Genomic DNA, 20,360 nt, shown 5'->3' on the forward strand with positions numbered 1-20,360 from the left:
TTATTCCTCTCAGTGTCCGCCGGCTGCGCGAAGCTCCGTCCCGTACCTCAGTTCCAGAAGGGATTTGAGAACGAGAGTCACCAGCGCAAGCAACGCCAGCAGCGAAGCCACTGCAAAAGCAGCGACAAAATTATATTCGTTGTAAAGAATTTCGACATGCAGTGGCATCGTATTGGTCAAGCCGCGGATATGGCCTGAAACGACGGATACTGCGCCAAATTCCCCCATGGCCCGGGCGTTGCACAAAAGCACACCATAGAGCAAGCCCCATTTGATATTGGGCAGGGTGACATGCCAGAATGTCTGCCAGCCATTCGCTCCAAGCGAGAGCGCTGCTTCCTCGTCAGTGGTTCCCTGTTCCTGCATCAGCGGGATCAATTCCCTTGCAACAAATGGGAACGTGACGAAAACAGTAGCCAGGACTATGCCGGGAACCGCAAACAGCACTTCAATTCCATGCGATTTGAACCATGGGCCAAGCAGACTGTGTGAGCTGAACAGCAGCACGTAGACAAGGCCGGAAATAACCGGTGAAACTGAAAACGGCAGATCGATCAAGGTTGTCAGGAACGCCTTTCCCTTGAATTCGAACTTGGCGATCGCCCACGCGGCAACCACGCCAAAGATGACATTGAGCGGTACCGCAATGGCCGCCACGAGCAATGTCAGGCGAATTGCGGCGAGCGCGTCGGGCTCAGGAAATGCGGCGAAATAAGCGGCAGGTCCCTTCCGGAAGGCCTCAACAAAAACCGAAACGAGCGGCAGAAGCAGGAATAGTCCGAGAAAGACCAGTGCAGTGCCAGTCAACAGGTAGCGCGCCGTGCGCCGCTCCGTCGTCGCGTGCCGTGCTATGGCCGTCGGGTCTTTGGTTCGCGGCTGATCAAGTGCCATAACCATACCTCCTGCGGCTCCACGCCTGAATGAGATTGATCACAAAGAGCATGAAAAACGAAATGAGAAGCATGATGGTGGCAATCGCAGTCGCCCCCGCATAGTCGAATTCCTCCAATCGGATCACAATCAAGAGCGGCGCAATCTCGGAAACGTAAGGCAGGTTGCCGGCGATGAAGATGACCGAGCCATATTCGCCGACGGCACGAGCAAATGCGAGCGCGAAACCGGTGAGGATTGCCGGTTGCAATCCGGGCAGAAGCACTTGGGTTATCGTTTGGAAGCGATTGGCGCCAAGCGTTGCCGCAGCCTCCTCTACCTCCTTGCGAATTTCTTCCATCACCGGCTGGACTGTCCGGACCACGAAAGGGAGACCGACGAATATCAGGGCGATGGTAATGCCGATGGGCGTAAAGGCGACTTTAATGCCAAGCGGCTCCAGCAAATGGCCGATCCAGCCATTTCTGGCGTAAAGCGACGTCAGGGCGATACCTGCGACTGCCGTCGGCAGGGCAAAGGGCAAGTCGACGATAGCGTCGACGATGCGGCGGCCCGGAAACCGGTACCGTACAAGCACCCACGCGACGATGACTCCGAAAAAGACGTTAACCAGCGCAGCGACGAAGGAAGTGCCGAAGCTGATCTTCAGGGCATTTACAGTACGCGGGTCAACGGCGACATTCCAGAATCCTGTGAAACCCAGCGACGCCGAGCGCCATACGAGGCCTGCCAAAGGGATAAGTACAATCAATGCGAGGTAGGCAAGAGTGAAGCCGAGCGTCAATCCAAATCCTGGAATGACGCTCGGCCTCTTAAACCGCCAACCCGCTTTCGCGAAGTTGGAAATCATGCTGTTACTGTTTCGGCTTGTAAATCTGATCAAATGTTCCGCCATCTCCGAAGTGGTAGGGCTGTGCCTTCGCCCATCCACCGAAGATTGGATCATCGATTGTCACCAGTTTCAACTGCGGTAATTTTTTCAATATTTCAGCTGGTACGAGTTCCGGCTCTGCCGGGCGGTAAAAATGCTTTGCAGCGAGCGTTTGACCCTCTTCCGAATAGAGATATTTGAGGTAGGCTTCAGCCGGTTTGCGCGTGCCCTTCGTATCGACATTTCCGTCAACGACGGCAACTGGCGGCTCAGCAAGGATCGACTGCGGCGGGACGACGATGTCAAACTGGTCTTCGCCGAATTCAGCCAGCGAGAGGTAGGCCTCGTTTTCCCAAGCCAGCAGCACGTCGCCAAGCTGGCGTTGCGCAAAAGTCGTCGTCGAACCGCGCGCACCGGTATCCAGAACCGGAACGTGCTGGAAAAGGGTGCCGATATATTCCTTGATCTTGGTTTCATCCCCGCCGAATTGGCCATAAGCCCACGCCCAGGCGGCCAGATAGTTCCAGCGTGCGCCGCCGGAGGTCTTCGGATTCGGCGTGATGACCTCTACACCGTCTTTGACCAGGTCGCCCCAATCCTTGATGCCTTTTGGATTGCCCTTGCGCACGAGAAAGACGATTGTTGACGTATAGGGAGCCGAGTTATGCGGGTATTTGGTACGCCAGTCGGCATTGATCTTGTTGGCTTTGACGATAGCTGAAATATCGCTTTCAAGCGCCAGTGTCACCACGTCGGCGTCGAGTCCGTCAATGACCGCGCGCGCCTGCTTGCCCGAGCCGCCGTGTGATGTCTGGATTGTGACTGTCTCGCCGGTGTCGGCCTTCCATTTGGCCGCGAAAGCCGCATTGAAATCTTTGTAAAACTCGCGTGTCGGGTCATACGACACGTTTAAGAGTGTGGTGTCCGCACGGGCAGCAGACATCGGCTGATAAGCGACCGTCGCCGTAAGCAACGCGGCCGCTAGTGATAGGGAAAGTCGGGAATGTTTCATGCCTGCCTCCGTATGATAACAACTGAAGCGTAGCAGAGCCCCTCTCAATAAGGGCGTTAGAAAGAATTCCTTTTATACGAAAAAAATAGAATATTCTACCAGATCCGCATAGCCTACTGAAATAGTCGTCTAATCAGCGCGAGTATGTGATTTACCCTCGCTCGGGAAAATCGGCGGGTAGCGCGCAAATGGGCGGCAAAGGCTGCAAACGCGCATTTTTAGAAAATGATCCATCACAGGCATTTTCCAGCGCGAGGGATCGCTGGCGACAACGCTGCCGCCAGTGACCCCAGTGATTATTTGTGGTGCAGAAGTTGCACTGGCGTGGCATCCGCAACCGTTACGTAGCTGGCGGGTGCCAGGCGGGTTTCGGTAATTGCATGGGTTTTGATCGGCATGACGAAGATCGCTGCCGTCAAGAGTGCAGTTGCAGCGATGGAAAGGCGCCGTTCCATGCGTGAATTGATGATCATGATGTCTCCCTTCCTAGTGATATTTCGCCCGAAGCGGGCGGGAAATAATGTCGTCGATAGCGGATTTGGGAATCGGCAAAAGCACCTGATCCAATTCGACCAGAGTTTCAGCAAAAGTGATTGCCGCGTTCTCGACTTCCTCCTGGCGTGAGGGACATGCCATGGCATTGAGGCAGGTTCGTGCCGCAACCATGTCGCAATTCTGGAGACCGGCGATCAGTCCCAAAGTGAGGCACTCTTCCCGGCAAACGTGATGCGATCCGAACGGGAAGGTTTTAAGTGGACAAAGCGCACAATGACGCAAGGTGCGGATGAAGAACGACAGCTCGGAAAGCGCACGGTTGCCGTTACGGCTACCGAGGAGTTCGCTGTAAAGTCCGTAGGCCATTTCCCATGCTATGACAGAACCGGTCTCGAACCCGGCCGCCCAACGCCGATAACCCTCGAGCACAAGCTTTTCCGGCGTGCGGTCGAAATAACAGCCTGTACCATGGCCGGTTTCAGATACGCGCGGATACATCGGCACCCCCATCCTGTTCGTTGTTGCAGGTCAAGGCGGGTGGCCTATTGCGGCCAATGCAAACGGTTGACTGCGCCGGCCTGTTAGGGCCCGCAACAGAGATTGAAAGCTGCCTGCGCAGCAATGAAACCACGCGCAAGCGCGGCAGAAAAAGACCTATCATGGGTCCTCCAATCGAAAGGGTTCAAGGCCCAGACATCAAAGGGGTGCGCTCTTGCGCTTTTGCATAAAGGCTTTCGAAAATCCCAATGTCAAACATTAATTGTTTAAAACCTATAAAAATATCAATAGGTTAGAATAATTCTAGGAAATTATGAGTTTTTAGTATACAAATGTTCGGATTGCCACAAAATGAGCATGCGCGCCCCCGCCGAAACGGGGGCAATGTTGTCGGGATCAACCTGCGATCAGCAGCCGTAATTTCTTCATCGCAACGTCCGGGCTTTCCTTGTAGTCGATCGTACTTTTCAGCCGGGCATCGCGATCGAGCAGCATGACCGACGCGGTATGATCCATCGTGTAGTCGCCATTTTCAGTTGGGACTTTTTTGGCATAGATCTTCCACGCCTTAAGAAATTTCTCCACCTCGTCGGGCTTGCCAGTGATACCGGTAATTCGGTCTGTGAAAGCTGATGTATAGCCCTTCATCACATCGGGCGTATCGCGTTCGGGGTCGACGGAAATGAAAAACACGCGCAAATCCTTGCCTTCGTCACCAAGCGTCTTGAGCCAGCCTGCCATCTCGAACAGTGTCGTCGGACAGACTTCCGGACAATGGGTGAAGCCGAAGAACAACGCTGTCGGATGGCCTTTGAAGGCCGATTCGGTAATCGGCGCGCCAGTCTGGTCGGTCAAATTGAACGGCGCCCCCAGCTGCACGGCTTCGGCCTTATTACCGAAACGAGTATTCGCGTATGTAAACACCAGAAAGAGCGACAGAGCGGCAATGACCGCCCACAGCCCAAAGCGCAAAAGACGGAAATTCATCAGTTGTGCTCCATGCTGGTGGCATTGGCCGGTCCGGCCATGAACTGAACCTCGACCTTGCCGGCTTTGGCAAACTCAAGCGTGACCGGAATCATGTCGCCTTCTTTCAGCGGCGCCGTAAGGTTGATCAACATCAGGTGCGTGCCACCAGGCGAAAGTTCAGCGGTGCCGCCAGCCGGGATTTCGAGCCCGTCTTTCAACTGACGCATCTGCATGACGTTTCCATCCATCTTCATTTCATGCACTTCGACACGTTGGGCTGCCGGGCTTGAGCCGCCGACCAGGCGATCGGCTTCCTTCGACTGATTCGTAATCGTGACATAGCCGCCGCCGATCTTGGCGCCGGGCAATGTCGCGCGTGTGAATGCGCCGCTCAAGACAAGATCGCCGGCTCTTACAGGTTCCATCATGTCATCACTCATCGCGGTAGCGTCACCTTTGCCCATGGCGGAGTGGTCATGTGACTGAGCAGCAGCAAATGAAACTGAGGTGGCCAGCAGCGCGAGCGCGGCAATTCGGGAAAAGGATCTCATCGGATGTCTCCAGTTCAGATTGTTCAAGAGAATACACGTTGCAAAGGCGAGGGGATGCGCGTGACCAGCTGGTCCAGGACCAGCATAGTGAGGATAGCGGACCCGGTAAGCGGAAAGAGGATGCCGAAGCCGAGAATGACGAGCGTCAGCATGGCAAATACACTCTTTTGCGATGGCATTGGCGGAACGCCGAGACGGCCCGAGGGGCGCCGCTTCCACCACATGACAACCGCCGAAACCGACGTCAGAACAATGGCGAGACAGGTCATGAGCATGACGATCTGGTTGGCCAGGCCCAGATACTCGCCCTGGTGTACGCCGATACCAAATTCGATAGCCTTGGCCCCCGCGCCATAATCGGCAAACTTCAGATCAACGAGCGGTTTGCCGGTATATTGGTCGAAGTGGATCGTTCGTTGTTTGGCAATGTCGTCCGGGAAAATAGCTGCCGTATAGACACCCTTCTTGCCGGACGGCAGAGAAACCTCGAAACCCGGTGCCATACCCGCAGCACTGGCCGAAGCGACAATTTGATCGAGACCGATAGGCTGTGCGGTGGCGCTTGGCGTCGATGTCGGCACCGGAGCGTTTTCGACGGTCCATCCGGAGTTGGTCAAAACTTCTTTAGTTGGGATTTTTGACACCGGCACATCGTCCCAGAGCTGCGCCGGATAACCGAGGCCAGCGCTAGACAGCGTCGCGTTGACCTTGTCGCCCCAATAGCCCGACCAGGGCATGCCTGTTATTGCCAGGAAGAAGATCAGGGCCCCGGCTGCGGCGCCGGTCACCGCATGAATATCCCGCCAGAACACGCGTTTGTCCGGCGTGCCCCGCACGCTGATCACGCCGCCAGTCTGCTTGCGCGGCCACCAGAGATAAAAGCCGGTAATGACGAGAATGAGCGCGAGACCCCCGACCGCCTCGACGATGCGATTGAACGCTGAACCGAAATAGTCGAGGCTGTGGATCTTCTTGACGACCCAGTTGAATTCCTCTTTCTCGCCGACCTTGCCAAGAACGGAGCCGCTGTAGGGATCGACGAAGACGAGAACATTGCCGGTATCGGTGCCAACCGTAACGCGAGCAGATTGCGTTGGCGCTGCGGGAGCACGATAGCGCGATACTTTCGACCCGGGTACCGCTGCCTTGGCATTATCAATCAACAGCGATGGAGCCAAGGCTTTGCCGCGCGGCTGCACCACATTGCGATAGGCGAACGCCGTATTGTCTATCTCGTCCTTGAACAGGTAGAGACTGCCGGTGACGGCCAGATTGAGCATGAAGGGTATGACCAGTAGGCCGGCGAAAAAGTGCCAGCGCCAGATGGCGCGGTAGAGCGAAAGACTGATGTCATTGGGCTTCTCGGAAGCCAAGCTTGAGACGGACATAGGTGTTCCATTCGTCTGGCAGAAAGGGTGACGGACTGCATCTGCAGGCCCGCCGCGACGCACCCCGGAAGGCGCATTGTTTCTGTCAGGCGAGGGGAGGCGCTTGTGGCGGAGCCGATGGGGGATAGAGGCTGCGTGCGATCAGGATCGCTTCGCGCTTTATTGCTGGCGAACGAGCTGGCTGGACCTTTGGACCGGCCGTGGAGGCGGGCGCAGGCAGGATGAACGACCCGGAGAGCCTGCAGGCCTCGCAACCGGTGCCGTGCCAGGAGCTCGTGTGCAGATCCTTGTCGCCGCTGCCTGGGAGACATAATACGGGAACAGTGCCATCTGGCAGCGTATAGGCAGCGAGATCGATCTGGCCGCCCGTCCCCGCTTCGATCGGCTGGTGCGCGAAAGCAACGAAAACGAGCGCCAATGCGCACAGCATGCGCACCGCCAATCGCCAATCGTTCCAGGTCTTGCGCATCAACGCCTCATGTTCCAGCCGGAAAGCTCAAATACATCAGCCGGGCGCCGAAATCTATGCGGCAAAGCGACAGCGAATGTTTAAAGGCGCTGAATTTCGATTAGCCAGGCGGTTTGAGGGGTGCCGGCGAAAGCAATCGCTTCAGACGGGGACAGATGGATCAGGTCATCGAGCCCAAACTGTGCTCTGTTCGAAGCCAGCGCATTCGAACGAAACAGTACAAAGGTTTCGTCTGCGCTGGCGGTAATATCCGCCTGGTCAAACCGCCTGACACTGGCCGAAAATCGTCCACGACGAACCATGACGTTGAGATCCGTGACTTCCCGGATAACATCGGCGCTCGTCGGGACATCACCGGGAAAGGCGATAGCCGGGGAGGCCGGGCCAATCAACGCCGCCTTGCCACCACCGATCGTCAGCCGCATCTCGCCGTCCAGGACGGCAAGAACCCGGTCGATATTGGCAAATGCGGAGAAAGGGCCGGAGCTTGGCACTTTTGCGATGCTGATGCGCCAGTCGAAATCGCTGACCGCTGCCCCAGACGGTGAAATCGCGATCTCGGTCGTGAATCCACCGCCATTCTTCCATGGCATTTGCCGGTGATCGCCGGCGCGCAGAATGCGCATCAGCCAAGAATACCCGGCAGGTTCAGGCCCTTTTCCCTGGCGCATTCAATGGCAATCTCATAACCCGCATCGGCGTGACGCATGACGCCCGTGGCAGGATCGTTCCACAACACGCGTCCGATACGCTCCGCGGCATCGCCGGTGCCATCACAGCAGATCACCATGCCGGAATGTTGCGAGTAGCCCATGCCGACGCCGCCACCGTGATGCAACGATACCCAGGTGGCGCCCGAGGCGGTATTAAGCAACGCATTCAACAGCGGCCAGTCGGAAACCGCATCGGACCCATCCTTCATCGCTTCCGTTTCGCGATTGGGCGAGGCAACGGAACCGGAATCGAGATGGTCGCGACCGATCACGATCGGCGCCTTTAGCTCGCCGGTGCGCACCATTTCATTGAAGGCGAGGCCAAGGCGATGCCGGTCACCGAGACCGACCCAGCAGATGCGTGCCGGCAAGCCCTGGAAGGCGATGCGCTCACGCGCCATGTCGAGCCAGTTGTGCAGATGCGTGTTGCCCGGGGTGAGTTCCTTCACCTTGGCGTCGGTCCTGTAGATGTCTTCCGGGTCACCTGAAAGCGCTGCCCAGCGGAACGGGCCAATACCCCGGCAGAACAAGGGGCGGATATAGGCGGGGACGAAGCCCGGGAATGCGAAAGCATTCTCCAGGCCTTCGTCTTTGGCCACTTGGCGAATATTGTTTCCGTAGTCGAGTGTCGGTATGCCCCGGTTCCAGAATGCGATCATTGCTTCGACATGCTCGCGCATCGACGCCCGCGCGGCTTTCTCGACCGCCTTCGGGTCACTTTCGCGCTTTTCACGCCATTCCGCCATCGTCCAGCCCTTTGGCAGATAGCCGTTGATCGGGTCATGCGCGGAAGTCTGGTCGGTGACGATATCCGGGCGCACGCCGCGGCGCACCAGTTCCGGTAAAACATCGGCGGCATTACCAAGTAGGCCGACGGATTTGGCCTCGTCGGCTTTTGTCCAGCGATCGATCATCTCCAGCGCTTCGTCCAGCGTCTCAGCCTTGGCGTCCACGTAACGGGTACGCAGGCGGAAATCGATCGAGTCGGGATTGCACTCGACCGCAAGGCAGCATGCACCGGCCATCACGGCGGCGAGCGGCTGCGCGCCGCCCATGCCGCCAAGTCCGCCGGTCAGGATCCATTTGCCCTTGAGGTTGCCGTCATAATGCTGGCGGCCGGCCTCGACGAAGGTCTCGTAGGTGCCCTGAACAATGCCCTGCGTGCCGATATAGATCCACGAACCGGCGGTCATCTGGCCGTACATGGCCAGACCCTTCTTGTCGAGTTCGTTGAAATGGTCCCAGGTCGCCCAATGCGGCACGAGATTGGAATTGGCGATCAGCACGCGGGGGGCATTGGCATGGGTCTTGAAAACACCGACCGGCTTGCCGGACTGGACGAGCAGCGTCTCATCTTCGTTCAGCGTCTTCAGCGTGGAGACGATCTTGTCGAAGTCGTCCCAGGTGCGGGCCGCGCGGCCAATACCACCGTAGACCACGAGCTCATTGGGGTTTTCGGCAACCTCCGGATCGAGATTGTTCATCAGCATCCGCAGCGGCGCTTCGGTCATCCAGGATTTGGCGTTGAGCTCATTGCCCCGGGGGCTGCGAATTTCCCGGATATTATGCCTTGGATTGTTCATTATCTGCTCCCCAATTTGATAGCGGTCTGTTCAATGATCTCGAGGACGTCCTTGAGATGCCGGCGCAATTTTTCCGCCTTGGCTTCATCAAGGGCAAAGGGCGGTGCTTCAGTCGCCAAGTGCGATGATTGCGTCAGTTCCATCTGAATGGCGTGGATGCCAAGCTGTGGCTGGCCGTAGTGGCGCGTCGTCCAGCCACCCTTGAACCGGCCATTGATGACGGCGTCATAGCCACGTGCGGCAAAGACGATACGGCCGACCGCCGAGGCGATTTCGGGCGAACAGCTCTTGCCTTCGTTGGTGCCGATGTTGAAATCCGGCAGCTTGCCTTGGAAGAGGAAAGGGATATGCGACCGGATGGAGTGGCAGTCATAAAGAATCGCCAGGCCGCAAGCCTCATGCACCCGCTTGATCTCATCGGCGAGCGCTGCGTGGTAGGGACGATGAAATTGCTCCAGCCGCGATTTTATATCTGCCGCATTGGGCTTTTCACCGTCACGCCAGATCGGCTTGCCGTCAAAATCCGTTTCCGGGATCAGCCCTGTGGTGTTTTGCCCAGGATAAAGGCTGACGCCTTCCGGATCGCGGTTTGCATCGATCACATAACGATGGAAAGTCGCCCGGACCGTCGTTGCTTCCGGAAGCAGCCCATCATAGAGCTGATCGATGTGCCAGTCGGTGTCGGCAAGCAGCTGGCCGTTTTGGTTGAGCCGCTTCCAAATATCGGCGGGAACATCGGTCCCCGTATGCGGGAACCCGAGAATGATCGGGGACAACCCCCGTTCGACTTCGACAACACTCATAAGTCTGTGTCCAAAACCGGCAGAATATCAGTAGAGATCGCGGCATTGAGTGCACCGGAGGCAATAAGATCGGAAACAGCTTTCAAATCGGGTGCCATGTAACGATCCTCATCCAGTGTCGGCACTGCCGTACGAATAACGCCGTGGGCTCGGGTCAGTTCCGGGCTGGTCCGCAGCGGACTGCGTAAATCGATACCCTGCGCAGCGGTCAGTGCCTCGATACCAATGATTGAGAACAGATTTTCAGTCATCTGCAGGAGGCGGCGCGCGCCATGGCACGCCATCGACACGTGATCTTCCTGATTGGCCGAAGTGGGCGTCGAGTCGACCGAGGCCGGATGGGACATCTGCTTGTTTTCCGACATAAGCGCCGCAGACGTGACTTCCGCGATCATCAGCCCCGAATTCAAGCCGGGCTTTCGGGCGAGGAAGGCGGGCAAGCCGTAGCTCAGCGCCGGATCGACCAGCAAGGCGATACGCCGCTGCGCGATAGAACCGATCTCGCAGATTGCCAGCGCAATTTGATCGGCGGCAAAAGCTACAGGCTCCGCGTGGAAATTGCCGCCCGACACGACGGAGCCATCGCTCAGCACGAGCGGGTTGTCGGTTACCGCATTGGCTTCAATTTCCAGCGTCCGGGCCGCCATGCGCAACAGGTCGAGACAGGCGCCGTCCACCTGAGGCTGGCAGCGGATGCAATAGGGATCCTGAACGCGCTCGTCCCCTTCGATATGGCTCATCCGTATGGGCGAGTTTTCGAGCAGCCGGCGCAAGGCGGCACCAGTATCGATCTGACCGCGATGACCGCGCAAAGTGTGAATATCCGGATGGAACGGCGCCGAGGAACCCATGGCGGCATCGGTCGAAAGAGCGCCGGTAATGAGTGCCGACTGACCTGCCCGGTGGGCGCGGAAGAGACCCGCCAAGGCAAGGGCGGTCGAAACCTGCGTGCCGTTGATGAGTGCGAGGCCCTCCTTTGCCGCCAGAACGACGGGCTTGAGCCCTGCCTTGGCAAGGCCAGTGCCCGCACGCATCTGCATGCCGTCAAATACAACATCGCCTTCGCCGATCATCGCTGCCGCCATATGCGCCAACGGCGCGAGATCGCCTGATGCACCGACAGACCCCTTTTCCGGAATGACCGGGATCACGCCCTTCTCCAGCATGGATTCGATCAGGCTGATGAGCTCAGGCCGCACACCGGACGCGCCGCGTCCCAGCGAGATCAACTTCAGCACCATAATCAGGCGAACGATGTTTTCGGGTAATGGATTGCCGACACCGCAACAATGGGAGAGGATCAAATTGCGCTGCAGGGTCTCAACGTCGGCAGCCTCAATCTTGATCGAGGCGAGCTTGCCAAATCCCGTATTGATGCCATAGACGGGCTCGGTGCCGCCGGCAATTTCGGCGATGCGCCGTGCCGCGGCCGTGATTCCTGGATGAAAGGAAGGATCGAGCCTGGCGGAGCCTCCCTGCCAGTACATTGTTTCCAAAACAGAAATTGGCACGGAGCCGGGATGAAGCGTGATGGTCATGACTGTGCTTTCAAAACAAGCTGATAGAGCGGGTTAAAGCCGATGCGGTAGCAGAGTTCCGCTGGTTGCTCGGCGTTCCAGATAGCGATTTCGGCGCGCTTTCCAGGCGTGATGGTACCAATCTCGCCTTGCAGGCCAAGTGCGTGCGCCGCCTCGCGTGTTGCCCCGGCGAGTGCTTCTTCCACGGTCAGGCGAAAGAGCGTGCAGGCCATGTTCATGGTCAATAGGAGCGAGGTAAGGGGCGAGGTGCCGGGATTGCAATCCGTGGCGACAGCAATGCGAACACCTGCATCGCGCAAGATTGCTACGGGCGGCGCGCGTTCTTCCCGCAGCGCGTAAAAGGCACCAGGCAGGAGTACGGCAACGGTTCCTGCCGTCGCCATGGCTTTCGCACCCTCTTCGTCGAGATATTCGAGATGGTCGGCCGATAGCGCGCCGAAGGACGCTGCAAGCTTGGCCCCACCGAGGTTCGACAGCTGCTCGGCATGAAGCTTCACCGGCAGACCGAGCGCCTCGGCCTTTGCAAAGACACGGGAGATTTGCGCGGGCGAGAAGGCAATGCCCTCGCAGAATCCATCCACGGCGTCGACCAGACCCTCCGCATGAGCTGCTTCAAGACCGGGCAGCGCCACCTCTGAAATATAGTCGTCAGCACGGCCGCGATACTTGGGCGGGACAGCATGGGCGCCGAGATAGCTCGTCAGGATCCGCACCGGGCGCATTGTGCCGAGGCGGCGCGCGACACGCAGCATTTTCAGTTCAGCCTCGATGTTGAGACCGTAGCCGGACTTGATTTCGATGGTCGAAATGCCCTCAGCCAAAAGCGTATCGAGCCGGGGCAGGCTTTGCGCGACAAGTTCGTCCTCGCCCAAGCCGTTGGTCGCTTTAACGGAGGAAATGATGCCGCCGCCAGCTCGCGCGATCTCTTCATAGCTCGCGCCCTCCAGCCGCATCTCGAACTCTCGGGCACGGTTGCCACCGAAAACCAGATGCGTATGACAGTCGATGAGGGCCGGGGTTGCCAGCCTACCGCCGAAGTCCTGGCGCTCGACAGTGCTCCAGTCGCCTGGAACCTCCTGTCCGACCCAGACGATCCGCTCGCCATCGATGCCGATCGAGCCATTATCAATCAGGCCATAGGGCGCGCCGGTTTGCTCCAGCGTGGCGATCTTCAATCCGGACAGAATTTTTCTCATCGGCCTTCGCAGCGTCCCCATTTATGGTCTTGCTCATATCATTATTATGTATATACATATTATGTCAATCGGTTGCGGGAGAAGAAATGAGAGACGCCATGAAATCTGTTTTTGCGCGGAAAGCCCTGACGCTGAACGGCTGGGAAAATGACGTCCTCTTGCACATCGACGCTTTGGGCCGCATCGCGTCGGTCGTGCCAAATAGTGCAGCCGATTCCGATGCTTACGTTGTTGATCGGCTGCTCCCTGCGCAGGCCAATCTGCACAGCCATACCTTCCAGCGCGGCATGGCCGGGCTTTCCGAAGCGCGCAGCCCGGCGGGGCGTGACAGCTTCTGGACATGGCGCGAGATCATGTATCGCTTTCTCGAATTTCTTGGCCCAGAAGACATCGAGGCGATCGCCGCATTTGCCTTCGCCGAGATGCTCGAAGCGGGTTATTCCAGCGTCGCGGAATTCCACTATGTTCATCATCAGCCGGGCGGCGAGCCCTATGCCAACTTGAGCGAATTGTCGGAGCGGATCGCAGCGGCGGCCAGCGCGACCGGCATTGGCCTGACGCTGCTGCCCGTCGCCTACGCGCAGGGCGGCGTTGACGGGCGCGCACTGACAGGCGGGCAACTGCGCTTCGGGAATGATCTGGAGCGTTATGTTGAACTGGCGCAAGTCGCTGAAAAGACTGCAAAAAGCGTCAGCCTCGACGCAGGTTTCGGTGTCGCTCCGCATTCGATCCGCGCCGTGAACGAGCGCGACCTTAAGGCGCTGGAGCAGCAGTTCCGCGGGATGCCCTTCCACATTCATATTGCCGAACAGATACCAGAGATCGAAGAGGTGCAGGCGGCCTATGGCCAGCGCTCGATGAGCTGGCTGCTCGATCACCTGCCGGTCAATGAGCGCTGGTGCCTGGTCCATTCCACCCATATGACGCCGGAGGAAACGCAGCGAGTTGCACAAAGCGGCGCCGTGGTTGGACTTTGCCCGATGACCGAAGCCAATCTCGGCGATGGAATTTTCAATGGAGTCAATTACTTGAGCGAAGGCGGCCGGTTCGGCACCGGATCGGATTCCAACATCCGCATTTCGCCATCGGAAGAGTTGCGCCAACTTGAATACAGCCAGCGGTTGCGGGATGTGTCGCGCGTTACCCTCTCGGTCGAAGGCAAGTCCTGCGGCCGGACGCTTTACGACACCGCGCTGGCGGGTGGTGCGCAGGCACTCGGCCGGGATTCCGGCAGTCTAGCCCCCGGCAAATGGGCAGACATGATTGCCATCGACGTTGAAAATGCTGCACTTTTTGGCCTGAGCGGCGACAGGCTGCTTGACGGCTGGATTTTTGCGGGCGACAGACAGGCCGTCAGCGATGTCTGGTCGGCTGGGCGCCATGTGGTGCATGAGGGCCGGCATCGCGACCGGACGGCGATCGTTAAAACCTACAAAACTCGCTTGGCAGCGATACTGGAGAGAGTGTGACGGCAACTGCACGCAAATCGTTCCATGCCATCAAGGCCGAGATGGCGCGGCGCATCGCCGAACGGGTCTGGGCGCCCGGAGCGTTGATTCCGGGCGAGGAAGTGCTGGCCGTCGAATTCAGCTGCGCCAGGGCCACGGTCAATCGCGCCTTGCAGGAACTGGCGCGCGGCGGTGTCCTGGTGCGCAAGCGCAAGGCTGGCACCCGCGTGGCGCTCCACCCGATGCGGGAGGCGCGTTTCGTCATCCCGATCGTGCGTCAAGAGATTGAAAACAAAGGCGGAATCTATCAGTTTCGCCTGCTTTCGAATAGAGTTGAGAAGGCGCCGCTGGCCGTCACCAAACGGCTCGGCCTCGCCAAAACGAAAGAGATGCTGCATGTGCGCTGCCTGCATCTTTCCGACGGCAAGCCCTATCAATATGAAGACCGCTGGGTCAATCTCGACGCCGTTCCCTCCATTCGCAATGAGACTTTCGAGACGGTCAGCCCCAATGAATGGCTGGTCACGCACTCGCCGTTTTCACAGGCCGAGATCATTTTCCACGCTGATCTGGCAGACATTGAAGAGGCCGAAATCCTTGGCATTGACGAGAAGGAATCGGTTTTCATCATCGAACGCCTGACCTTCGTGCTGCAAAAGCCTATCACTTTCGTTCGCATGAGCCACCCAGGTTCGCATCGGATGGTCACTCAACTCTAGACAACTATTTTGCGCGCCAAGGTTGATAATGCTTGGCCAGAATCGATGATTGTTCGGCCATTTTCGCCGGTTCCCGGGCAAGATTGGATCGCACTCGAGCGAAACTTTTCCAACCTTGGCAAAACATGTGTCAGACTTGGTGTTTCGTGCCATGAACCCATCAGCAACTGGCGGCGAGGGCGGTGCATGATCGGTTTTCGTGGATAAATGGCCATTGGCGTTTCGCCTCAACTGCACTATTTGAAAGCATCTTCGTAATACGCAATTCCGATTGGGAAGCCGCTTCACACTTTTCCTGGAATTGCGCCAAGGAATGACAGGGATGGAATTGCAATGGCAGGCGTGACGAAAGACCAGGTCCTCGAACAGCTGAAGACAGTGACCGGTCCCGACTTCAACAGCAACATCGTCGAGCTCGGCCTCGTGTCGGATATTTTCATTGCCGACGGCAAGGTGTTCTTCTCGATCACCGTGCCAGCCGAGCGGGCCCAGGAACTGGAGCCGCTGCGTGCCGCCGCCGAGCGCGTCGTCAAGAACATGCCGGACGTCACCGGCGCCGTCGTTGCCCTGACAGCCGAGAAGAAAGGCGGGCCGACCAGCGACGATGCGCCGCCGAAGGCCACCCCCTCGCCACGGCCCGCACAGCGGCCTGCTCCGGCGGGCGCGGTTCCACCGCCGCGCGTACCGGCTCAAGGTGTACCCGCCCAAGGAGCGTCCGCCCAGGGAGCATCCGCAAGTCCCGCACATTCGCATGGCCACGCTGCTGCACCGGTCAAAGCCGGTGTGCCGGGCGTCGGCGCGATCATCGCGGTTGCGTCGGGCAAGGGCGGTGTCGGCAAGTCGACCACGGCGGTCAACCTCGCGCTGGGGTTGCAGGCCAATGGACATCGCGTCGGCATTCTCGATGCGGACATTTACGGTCCTTCCATGCCGCGCCTGCTTGGCCTGCATGGCAAGCCGGAAGTGATATCGGGCAGGGTGCTCAAGCCGATGGAAGGCTACGGCCTGAAAGTCATGTCGATCGGCTTCCTGGTCGATGAGGAAACCCCGATGATCTGGCGCGGCCCGATGGTCATGTCGGCGCTGACGCAGATGCTGCGCGAGGTGCAGTGGGGCGATCTGGATGTATTGGTGGTCGACATGCCGCCCGGCACCGGTGACGCGCAATTGACCATGGCACAGCAGGTGCCGCTGGCCGGGGCCGTCATCGTCTCCACGCCGCAGGATCTGGCGCTGATCGATGCGCGCAAGGGGCTCAACATGTTCAAGAAGGTCGATGTGCCTTTGCTCGGCATTGTTGAGAACATGAGCTATTTCATCGCCCCGGACACTGGCGCGCGCTACGACATTTTCGGCCATGGCGGCGCGCGCAAGGAAGCGGAGCGCCTCGGCGTGCCGTTTCTCGGCGAAGTGCCGCTCGTCATGGAGATCCGTGAAACTTCCGACAGCGGAAAGCCGGTCGTCGTCAGCAATCCCGACGGCCCGCAGGCAAAGGCCTATCGCGACATCGCGGCACGAGTATGGGACCAGCTTGCGGCGGCGAAAGGCGGACGGTCCGCCCCGGCAATCGTATTTGAGTAGGGCGTAACCACTTCAGCCTGAACGCTCTGGCCGCAATGGTTTGCTCCTTGCGTGGCCATATCATGCAGCGCGCAAGCAGCGTTGGATGCGTCGTTTAGTGCGGGTTCAGTTCGCCATTCGCCGCTCTATTGCGGCGAAACCCGCCAAGGAACGCAAGACGGACTTGTGAGAAGCCATCCTTCCGAGATTTCGCACTGGATCTTCGCCCATAGGAGTTGTTACCGTTACGTACTTGCGGTGCGCAAATCCGAAAGCGATGATCGATGGGTTGGGCACGCCGCTCAGCCCTGTTACCAGCATCACGGCGTGCCCTTCGCGCGGCTACTCTACAGAGCACATCACATCAGGTGCTACGGGCGTGATTACGTCGAGCTACCCGCAGCAACATGTCTCTCTGTTCTTTGGCCTGATCAACGGGAGGGACACAATGGCAGACTATGCGAATCCGAGCAGGCGCGATATCTTGTTGACCGGCGGGTCGCTGCTCGCCATGTCAGCGATCGGCGCAGTTGCAAATGCAGCTGTCAGCAACACTGCTATAGCCCAGGCAGCGGGCAAAAAGCCCAACATCCTCGTCATTTTCGGTGATGACATCGGATACTGGAACACCAGCGCCTATAATCGCGGCCAGATGGGGTACCGTACGCCGAACATTGACCGTATTGCCAAGGAAGGTGCGGTTTTCACCGACCTTTACGCCCAGCAATCCTGCACCGCAGGGCGCGCGGCGTTCCTCACCGGACAAAGCTGCTTCCGCACGGGACTGCTCAAGGTCGGCCTGCCCGCTGCGCCGGAAGGACTGTCGGAGAAGGACCCAACGCTTGCCGAACTGTTGAAGCCGCAGGGCTATGCCACCGGCCAGTTCGGCAAGAACCACGTCGGCGACCGCAACGAGTTTCTGCCCACGGTTCACGGCTTCGACGAGTTCTTCGGCAACCTTTACCACCTCAACGCCGAGGAGGAGCCAGAAAACGTTGACTACCCGAAGAACCCTGAGTTCCGCGCCAAGTACGGCCCGCGCGGCGTCATGAAGTGCTCTGCGACTGACACGGATGATGCGACCGAAGACCCGCGTTTCGGAAGGGTAGGCAAGCAGAAGATCGAAGACACCGGTCCGCTGACCAAGAAGCGAATGGAGACTGTGGACGAGGAATTCCTGGCGGCTGCCAAGGATTTCATCGACCGGCAGCACAAGGCCGGCAAACCGTTCTTCTGCTGGTTCAATTCAACCCGCATGCACATTCACACCCATCTCAAGCCCGAGTCGACAGGCAAGACGGGTCTGGGGGTTGAAGCTGACGGCATGGTCGAGATGGATGGCATGGTTGGTGAGCTTCTCCAACAGCTCGATAACCTCGGCATCGCCGACAACACCATCGTTCTGTGGACCACCGACAACGGAGCAGAAGTTTTCTCGTGGCCGGATGGTGGCACGACGCCATACCATGGCGAGAAAAACACCAGTTGGGAAGGCGGCTACCGCGTTCCGGGCATGATGCGCTGGCCGGGTGTGATCAAGCCGGGCAGTGAGATCAACGAGATTGTGTCACACGAGGACTGGTTCCCACTCTCGTGGCGGCAGCTGGGGAACCGGACGTCAAGGATAAGCTGCTGAAAGGCTACGAGGCAGCGGGCAAGACCTTCAAGGTCCATCTCGACGGCTACGACCAGCACGACCTCTTGGCTGGCACTGGCCCAAGCAAGCGGAAGGAGTTCTTCTACTGGACCGACGACGGCAACCTCGCAGCGTTTCGCTATGACCGCTGGAAGATTCTGTTCATGGAGCAGCGGGCGGAAGGCTTTGACGTGTGGCAGGATCCTTTTGTCACCTTGCGGGTTCCGAAGATCTTCGACCTGCGCGCCGACCCCTTCGAGCGTGCCCAGCATGAATCCGACCAATATGACAACTGGCGGCTGGACCGGACATACCTTCTCGTACCAGCCCAGGCCTTCGTTGGCGAGCATTTGCAAAGCTATGTCGAGTTCCCGCCGAGGCAGAAGCCCGGAAGCTTCTCGCTCGACCAGGTGTTGGCGAAATTACACGAGGCGGGCAGCGGCAAGAACTGAAGCCACCGGCGCCAACGATCCCAGGTAATGGGGGGTGGCCTGCAGTCCCCCCGCTGCGCCTTACCTCAGCCTGTCCGCGTGCCAGGCGATATGATCGGCCATGAACGTGGAAATGAAGAAATAGGAGTGGTCGTAGCCGTCGCGCATGTTCAGCGTCAGCCGGATGCCAGCCTTGGCGCAGGCTTCTTCCAGAAGCCACGGCCTGAGGCCGTCCTCAAGAAAGCCGTCCGCCTTGCCCTGGTCGACCAGCAGTTCAGGTACGCGGTGGCCGTCCTCTATCAGTGCGACACTATCATAGGCGCGCCACACGGCCTCATCCGGGCCGAGATATTTTTCGAAGGCAGGGCGCGACCAGCCGGCAACGGAGGGCCGGGCGATCGGCGCAAAGGCTGAAACGGATTTGAAGCGCCCCGGATTCTTGAGAGCGAGCGTTATGGCCCCATGGCCGCCCATGGAATGGCCAAAAATGCCCTGACGCTGCATGTCGAGCGGGAAATTGGCGGCCACCAGTTCAGCCAGTTCATAAGCGATATAGGTTGCCATGCGATAATTCGTTGACCACGGTTGCTGGGTTGCGTCCAGATAGAAGCCCGCACCGCTGCCGAACTGCCAATTATCCTTTTCGTCCGGGACATGCTCACCGCGCGGGCTCGTATCCGGGCAAATAATGGCTATGCCCAGTTCGGCGGCAATGCGGCGGTATTCGCCCTTGTCCATGACGTTCTGGTGGGTGCAGGTCAGGCCCGACAGGTACCACAGCAGCGGCACTGGTCCATCCTTCGCCTGTGGCGGCAGGAATAGCGCGAAGGTCATGTCGCATTGGCAGGCGTCACTGCGATGGCGATAGACGCCTTGCGTACCCTCGAAACTCTTGGCAATCGATAGTGTTTCCATGAATTCCCCGTGTCGTGTTCGTTATTGGCCGAGCGTGACGGCGACGTTGACCGCTGCGGCAACAAGCACCGTGTTGAAGAAGAACGATACAATGGCGTGTAACAAATTAATCTTGCGCATAACCGTACTGGTGACGGCGGTGTCCGAAGTCTGCGCCGTCATGCCGATGACATAGGAGAAATAGAGAAACTCGATACCGCCCGGCTCCTTGCCACCGGGGAAATCCAGTCCGCCCACATGTTTGTGCTGCTCGCGCTTGGCGCCCTCGGCCGACTCATCCGGCTGCCAGTAGAGATGGGCATAGTGGATAGCCGCCATCATGTGGATCGTCATCCAGCCGAGAAAAACGGCGGCGAGCCCAAGCGTAAGATCAACGGGATTGAGGTTCTGGCCGGAATTCAGCAGCACGAAAAGCGACCCGACGGCCACCACGACAGTACCAAACGTGACGGCGAAAATGATCCAGACTGGCTCGTCCGAACGCGCGGCATTCTTGCGCAGATATTCCGGCGTCAGTTTGCGGACCTTGATGGCAGAGAGCGTAAGGTAAACCAAGAAAAATGCATTGGCAGCGGCGGCGTAGGCAACATGCGGCGCGAACGCCAAAGTCAGCACCAGCGCGATGAGCCCGACAATCGCCGCAAGAAAGAAGGGATTGTGCCGCTTCCACATTC

19 protein-coding genes and 1 pseudogene are annotated in these 20,360 nt (G+C 58.6%); 4 read left to right on the forward strand and 16 right to left on the reverse strand.

Features of this window, described 5'->3' with window-relative positions; genetic code table 11:
* Nucleotides 1-9: 9 nt before the first annotated feature.
* The 14 genes from cysW to hutI all read right to left on the reverse strand — a co-directional run bounded on the left by cysW (nt 10) and on the right by hutI (nt 12,977).
* Nucleotides 10-897 (reverse strand): sulfate ABC transporter permease subunit CysW, encoded by an 888-nt coding sequence (gene cysW, locus CU103_RS03545; RefSeq protein ID WP_106662495.1) that lies wholly within the window; start codon nt 895-897, stop codon nt 10-12.
* Entirely contained in the window at nt 881-1,741 is an 861-nt protein-coding gene (gene cysT / locus CU103_RS03550) for a sulfate ABC transporter permease subunit CysT (RefSeq protein ID WP_106662496.1), read from the reverse strand. The genes cysW and cysT overlap by 17 nt, the downstream gene beginning before the upstream one ends.
* Nucleotides 1,742-1,745: 4 nt before the next feature.
* Nucleotides 1,746-2,774: a sulfate ABC transporter substrate-binding protein gene (locus CU103_RS03555; RefSeq protein ID WP_106662497.1), complete on the reverse strand. Its 1,029-nt coding sequence runs from the start codon at nt 2,772-2,774 to the stop codon at nt 1,746-1,748.
* Nucleotides 2,775-3,070: 296 nt separating this feature from the next.
* On the reverse strand, nt 3,071-3,247 hold the full coding sequence (locus tag CU103_RS31290; RefSeq protein ID WP_162707233.1) for a hypothetical protein: 177 nt from the start codon (nt 3,245-3,247) through the stop codon (nt 3,071-3,073).
* A 13-nt stretch (nt 3,248-3,260) separates the two neighbouring features.
* The gene (locus CU103_RS03560) at nt 3,261-3,767 is read right to left on the reverse strand and encodes a hypothetical protein (protein WP_106662498.1); all 507 of its coding nucleotides are present in this window, start codon (nt 3,765-3,767) and stop codon (nt 3,261-3,263) included.
* A gap of 396 nt (nt 3,768-4,163) precedes the next feature.
* Complete coding sequence (locus tag CU103_RS03570; RefSeq protein WP_425350558.1) at nt 4,164-4,598, reverse strand: SCO family protein; 435 nt, start codon at nt 4,596-4,598, stop codon at nt 4,164-4,166.
* A 155-nt stretch (nt 4,599-4,753) separates the two neighbouring features.
* Nucleotides 4,754-5,287 carry a copper chaperone PCu(A)C gene (locus CU103_RS03575; RefSeq protein ID WP_106662501.1) on the reverse strand — a complete coding sequence of 178 codons (534 nt, stop codon included), beginning with the start codon at nt 5,285-5,287 and terminating at the stop codon, nt 4,754-4,756.
* Between the two features lie 23 nt (nt 5,288-5,310).
* The gene (locus tag CU103_RS03580; RefSeq protein ID WP_106662502.1) at nt 5,311-6,675 is read right to left on the reverse strand and encodes a PepSY-associated TM helix domain-containing protein; all 1,365 of its coding nucleotides are present in this window, start codon (nt 6,673-6,675) and stop codon (nt 5,311-5,313) included.
* An 85-nt stretch (nt 6,676-6,760) separates the two neighbouring features.
* On the reverse strand, nt 6,761-7,144 hold the full coding sequence (locus tag CU103_RS03585; RefSeq protein WP_106662503.1) for a hypothetical protein: 384 nt from the start codon (nt 7,142-7,144) through the stop codon (nt 6,761-6,763).
* 80 nt (nt 7,145-7,224) lie between these two features.
* Nucleotides 7,225-7,770 carry a HutD/Ves family protein gene (locus CU103_RS03590; protein WP_106662504.1) on the reverse strand — a complete coding sequence of 182 codons (546 nt, stop codon included), beginning with the start codon at nt 7,768-7,770 and terminating at the stop codon, nt 7,225-7,227.
* On the reverse strand, nt 7,770-9,440 hold the full coding sequence (gene hutU / locus CU103_RS03595; protein WP_106662505.1) for a urocanate hydratase: 1,671 nt from the start codon (nt 9,438-9,440) through the stop codon (nt 7,770-7,772). Before hutU ends, CU103_RS03590 begins: the two co-directional genes overlap by 1 nt.
* Entirely contained in the window at nt 9,440-10,243 is an 804-nt protein-coding gene (hutG, locus tag CU103_RS03600; RefSeq protein ID WP_106662506.1) for an N-formylglutamate deformylase, read from the reverse strand. Before hutG ends, hutU begins: the two co-directional genes overlap by 1 nt.
* The gene (gene hutH / locus CU103_RS03605) at nt 10,240-11,781 is read right to left on the reverse strand and encodes a histidine ammonia-lyase (protein ID WP_106662507.1); all 1,542 of its coding nucleotides are present in this window, start codon (nt 11,779-11,781) and stop codon (nt 10,240-10,242) included. The genes hutG and hutH overlap by 4 nt, the downstream gene beginning before the upstream one ends.
* Entirely contained in the window at nt 11,778-12,977 is a 1,200-nt protein-coding gene (gene hutI / locus CU103_RS03610; RefSeq protein WP_245448558.1) for an imidazolonepropionase, read from the reverse strand. Before hutI ends, hutH begins: the two co-directional genes overlap by 4 nt.
* Nucleotides 12,978-13,075: 98 nt before the next feature.
* On the opposite strand from hutI, the gene CU103_RS03615 reads away from it, so the two are divergent.
* The 4 genes and pseudogenes from CU103_RS03615 to CU103_RS03635 all read left to right on the forward strand — a co-directional run bounded on the left by CU103_RS03615 (nt 13,076) and on the right by CU103_RS03635 (nt 18,792).
* Nucleotides 13,076-14,446, forward strand: coding sequence for a formimidoylglutamate deiminase (locus CU103_RS03615; RefSeq protein WP_106662509.1), 1,371 nt, complete (start codon nt 13,076-13,078; stop codon nt 14,444-14,446).
* Nucleotides 14,443-15,144 carry a histidine utilization transcriptional repressor HutC gene (locus tag CU103_RS03620; RefSeq protein ID WP_245448560.1) on the forward strand — a complete coding sequence of 234 codons (702 nt, stop codon included), beginning with the start codon at nt 14,443-14,445 and terminating at the stop codon, nt 15,142-15,144. The genes CU103_RS03615 and CU103_RS03620 overlap by 4 nt, the downstream gene beginning before the upstream one ends.
* Nucleotides 15,145-15,477: 333 nt before the next feature.
* Nucleotides 15,478-16,725, forward strand: a complete 1,248-nt coding sequence (locus CU103_RS03630) for an Mrp/NBP35 family ATP-binding protein (RefSeq protein WP_106662511.1) — start codon at nt 15,478-15,480, stop codon at nt 16,723-16,725.
* Between the two features lie 427 nt (nt 16,726-17,152).
* Nucleotides 17,153-18,792: pseudogene (locus CU103_RS03635) on the forward strand (arylsulfatase).
* A gap of 60 nt (nt 18,793-18,852) precedes the next feature.
* Here CU103_RS03635 and fghA read toward each other — a convergent pair.
* Together fghA and CU103_RS03645 are read right to left on the reverse strand one after the other, a co-directional pair.
* Nucleotides 18,853-19,686, reverse strand: coding sequence for an S-formylglutathione hydrolase (gene fghA / locus CU103_RS03640; protein ID WP_106662512.1), 834 nt, complete (start codon nt 19,684-19,686; stop codon nt 18,853-18,855).
* 21 nt (nt 19,687-19,707) lie between these two features.
* Nucleotides 19,708-20,358, reverse strand: a complete 651-nt coding sequence (locus tag CU103_RS03645) for a DUF1345 domain-containing protein (protein ID WP_106662513.1) — start codon at nt 20,356-20,358, stop codon at nt 19,708-19,710.
* Nucleotides 20,359-20,360 lie beyond the last annotated feature (2 nt).

The sequence above is a fragment of the Phyllobacterium sophorae genome, assembly GCF_003010965.1.
GTDB lineage: Bacteria > Pseudomonadota > Alphaproteobacteria > Rhizobiales > Rhizobiaceae > Phyllobacterium > Phyllobacterium sophorae.

Bases quoted from the DNA above. Each gene is read 5' to 3' on its own strand.
- cysW (WP_106662495.1), bottom strand. From the start codon at position 897: ATGGTTATGGCACTTGATCAGCCGCGAACCAAAGACCCGACGGCCATA.
- cysT (WP_106662496.1), bottom strand. From the start codon at position 1,741: ATGATTTCCAACTTCGCGAAAGCGGGTTGGCGGTTTAAGAGGCCGAGC.
- CU103_RS03555 (WP_106662497.1), bottom strand. From the start codon at position 2,774: ATGAAACATTCCCGACTTTCCCTATCACTAGCGGCCGCGTTGCTTACG.
- CU103_RS31290 (WP_162707233.1), bottom strand. From the start codon at position 3,247: ATGATCATCAATTCACGCATGGAACGGCGCCTTTCCATCGCTGCAACT.
- CU103_RS03560 (WP_106662498.1), bottom strand. From the start codon at position 3,767: ATGTATCCGCGCGTATCTGAAACCGGCCATGGTACAGGCTGTTATTTC.
- CU103_RS03575 (WP_106662501.1), bottom strand. From the start codon at position 5,287: ATGAGATCCTTTTCCCGAATTGCCGCGCTCGCGCTGCTGGCCACCTCA.
- CU103_RS03580 (WP_106662502.1), bottom strand. From the start codon at position 6,675: ATGTCCGTCTCAAGCTTGGCTTCCGAGAAGCCCAATGACATCAGTCTT.
- CU103_RS03585 (WP_106662503.1), bottom strand. From the start codon at position 7,144: ATGCGCAAGACCTGGAACGATTGGCGATTGGCGGTGCGCATGCTGTGC.
- CU103_RS03590 (WP_106662504.1), bottom strand. From the start codon at position 7,770: ATGCGCATTCTGCGCGCCGGCGATCACCGGCAAATGCCATGGAAGAAT.
- hutU (WP_106662505.1), bottom strand. From the start codon at position 9,440: ATGAACAATCCAAGGCATAATATCCGGGAAATTCGCAGCCCCCGGGGC.
- hutG (WP_106662506.1), bottom strand. From the start codon at position 10,243: ATGAGTGTTGTCGAAGTCGAACGGGGGTTGTCCCCGATCATTCTCGGG.
- hutH (WP_106662507.1), bottom strand. From the start codon at position 11,781: ATGACCATCACGCTTCATCCCGGCTCCGTGCCAATTTCTGTTTTGGAA.
- hutI (WP_245448558.1), bottom strand. From the start codon at position 12,977: ATGAGAAAAATTCTGTCCGGATTGAAGATCGCCACGCTGGAGCAAACC.
- CU103_RS03615 (WP_106662509.1), top strand. From the start codon at position 13,076: ATGAAATCTGTTTTTGCGCGGAAAGCCCTGACGCTGAACGGCTGGGAA.
- CU103_RS03630 (WP_106662511.1), top strand. From the start codon at position 15,478: ATGGCAGGCGTGACGAAAGACCAGGTCCTCGAACAGCTGAAGACAGTG.
- fghA (WP_106662512.1), bottom strand. From the start codon at position 19,686: ATGGAAACACTATCGATTGCCAAGAGTTTCGAGGGTACGCAAGGCGTC.
- CU103_RS03645 (WP_106662513.1), bottom strand. From the start codon at position 20,358: ATGTGGAAGCGGCACAATCCCTTCTTTCTTGCGGCGATTGTCGGGCTC.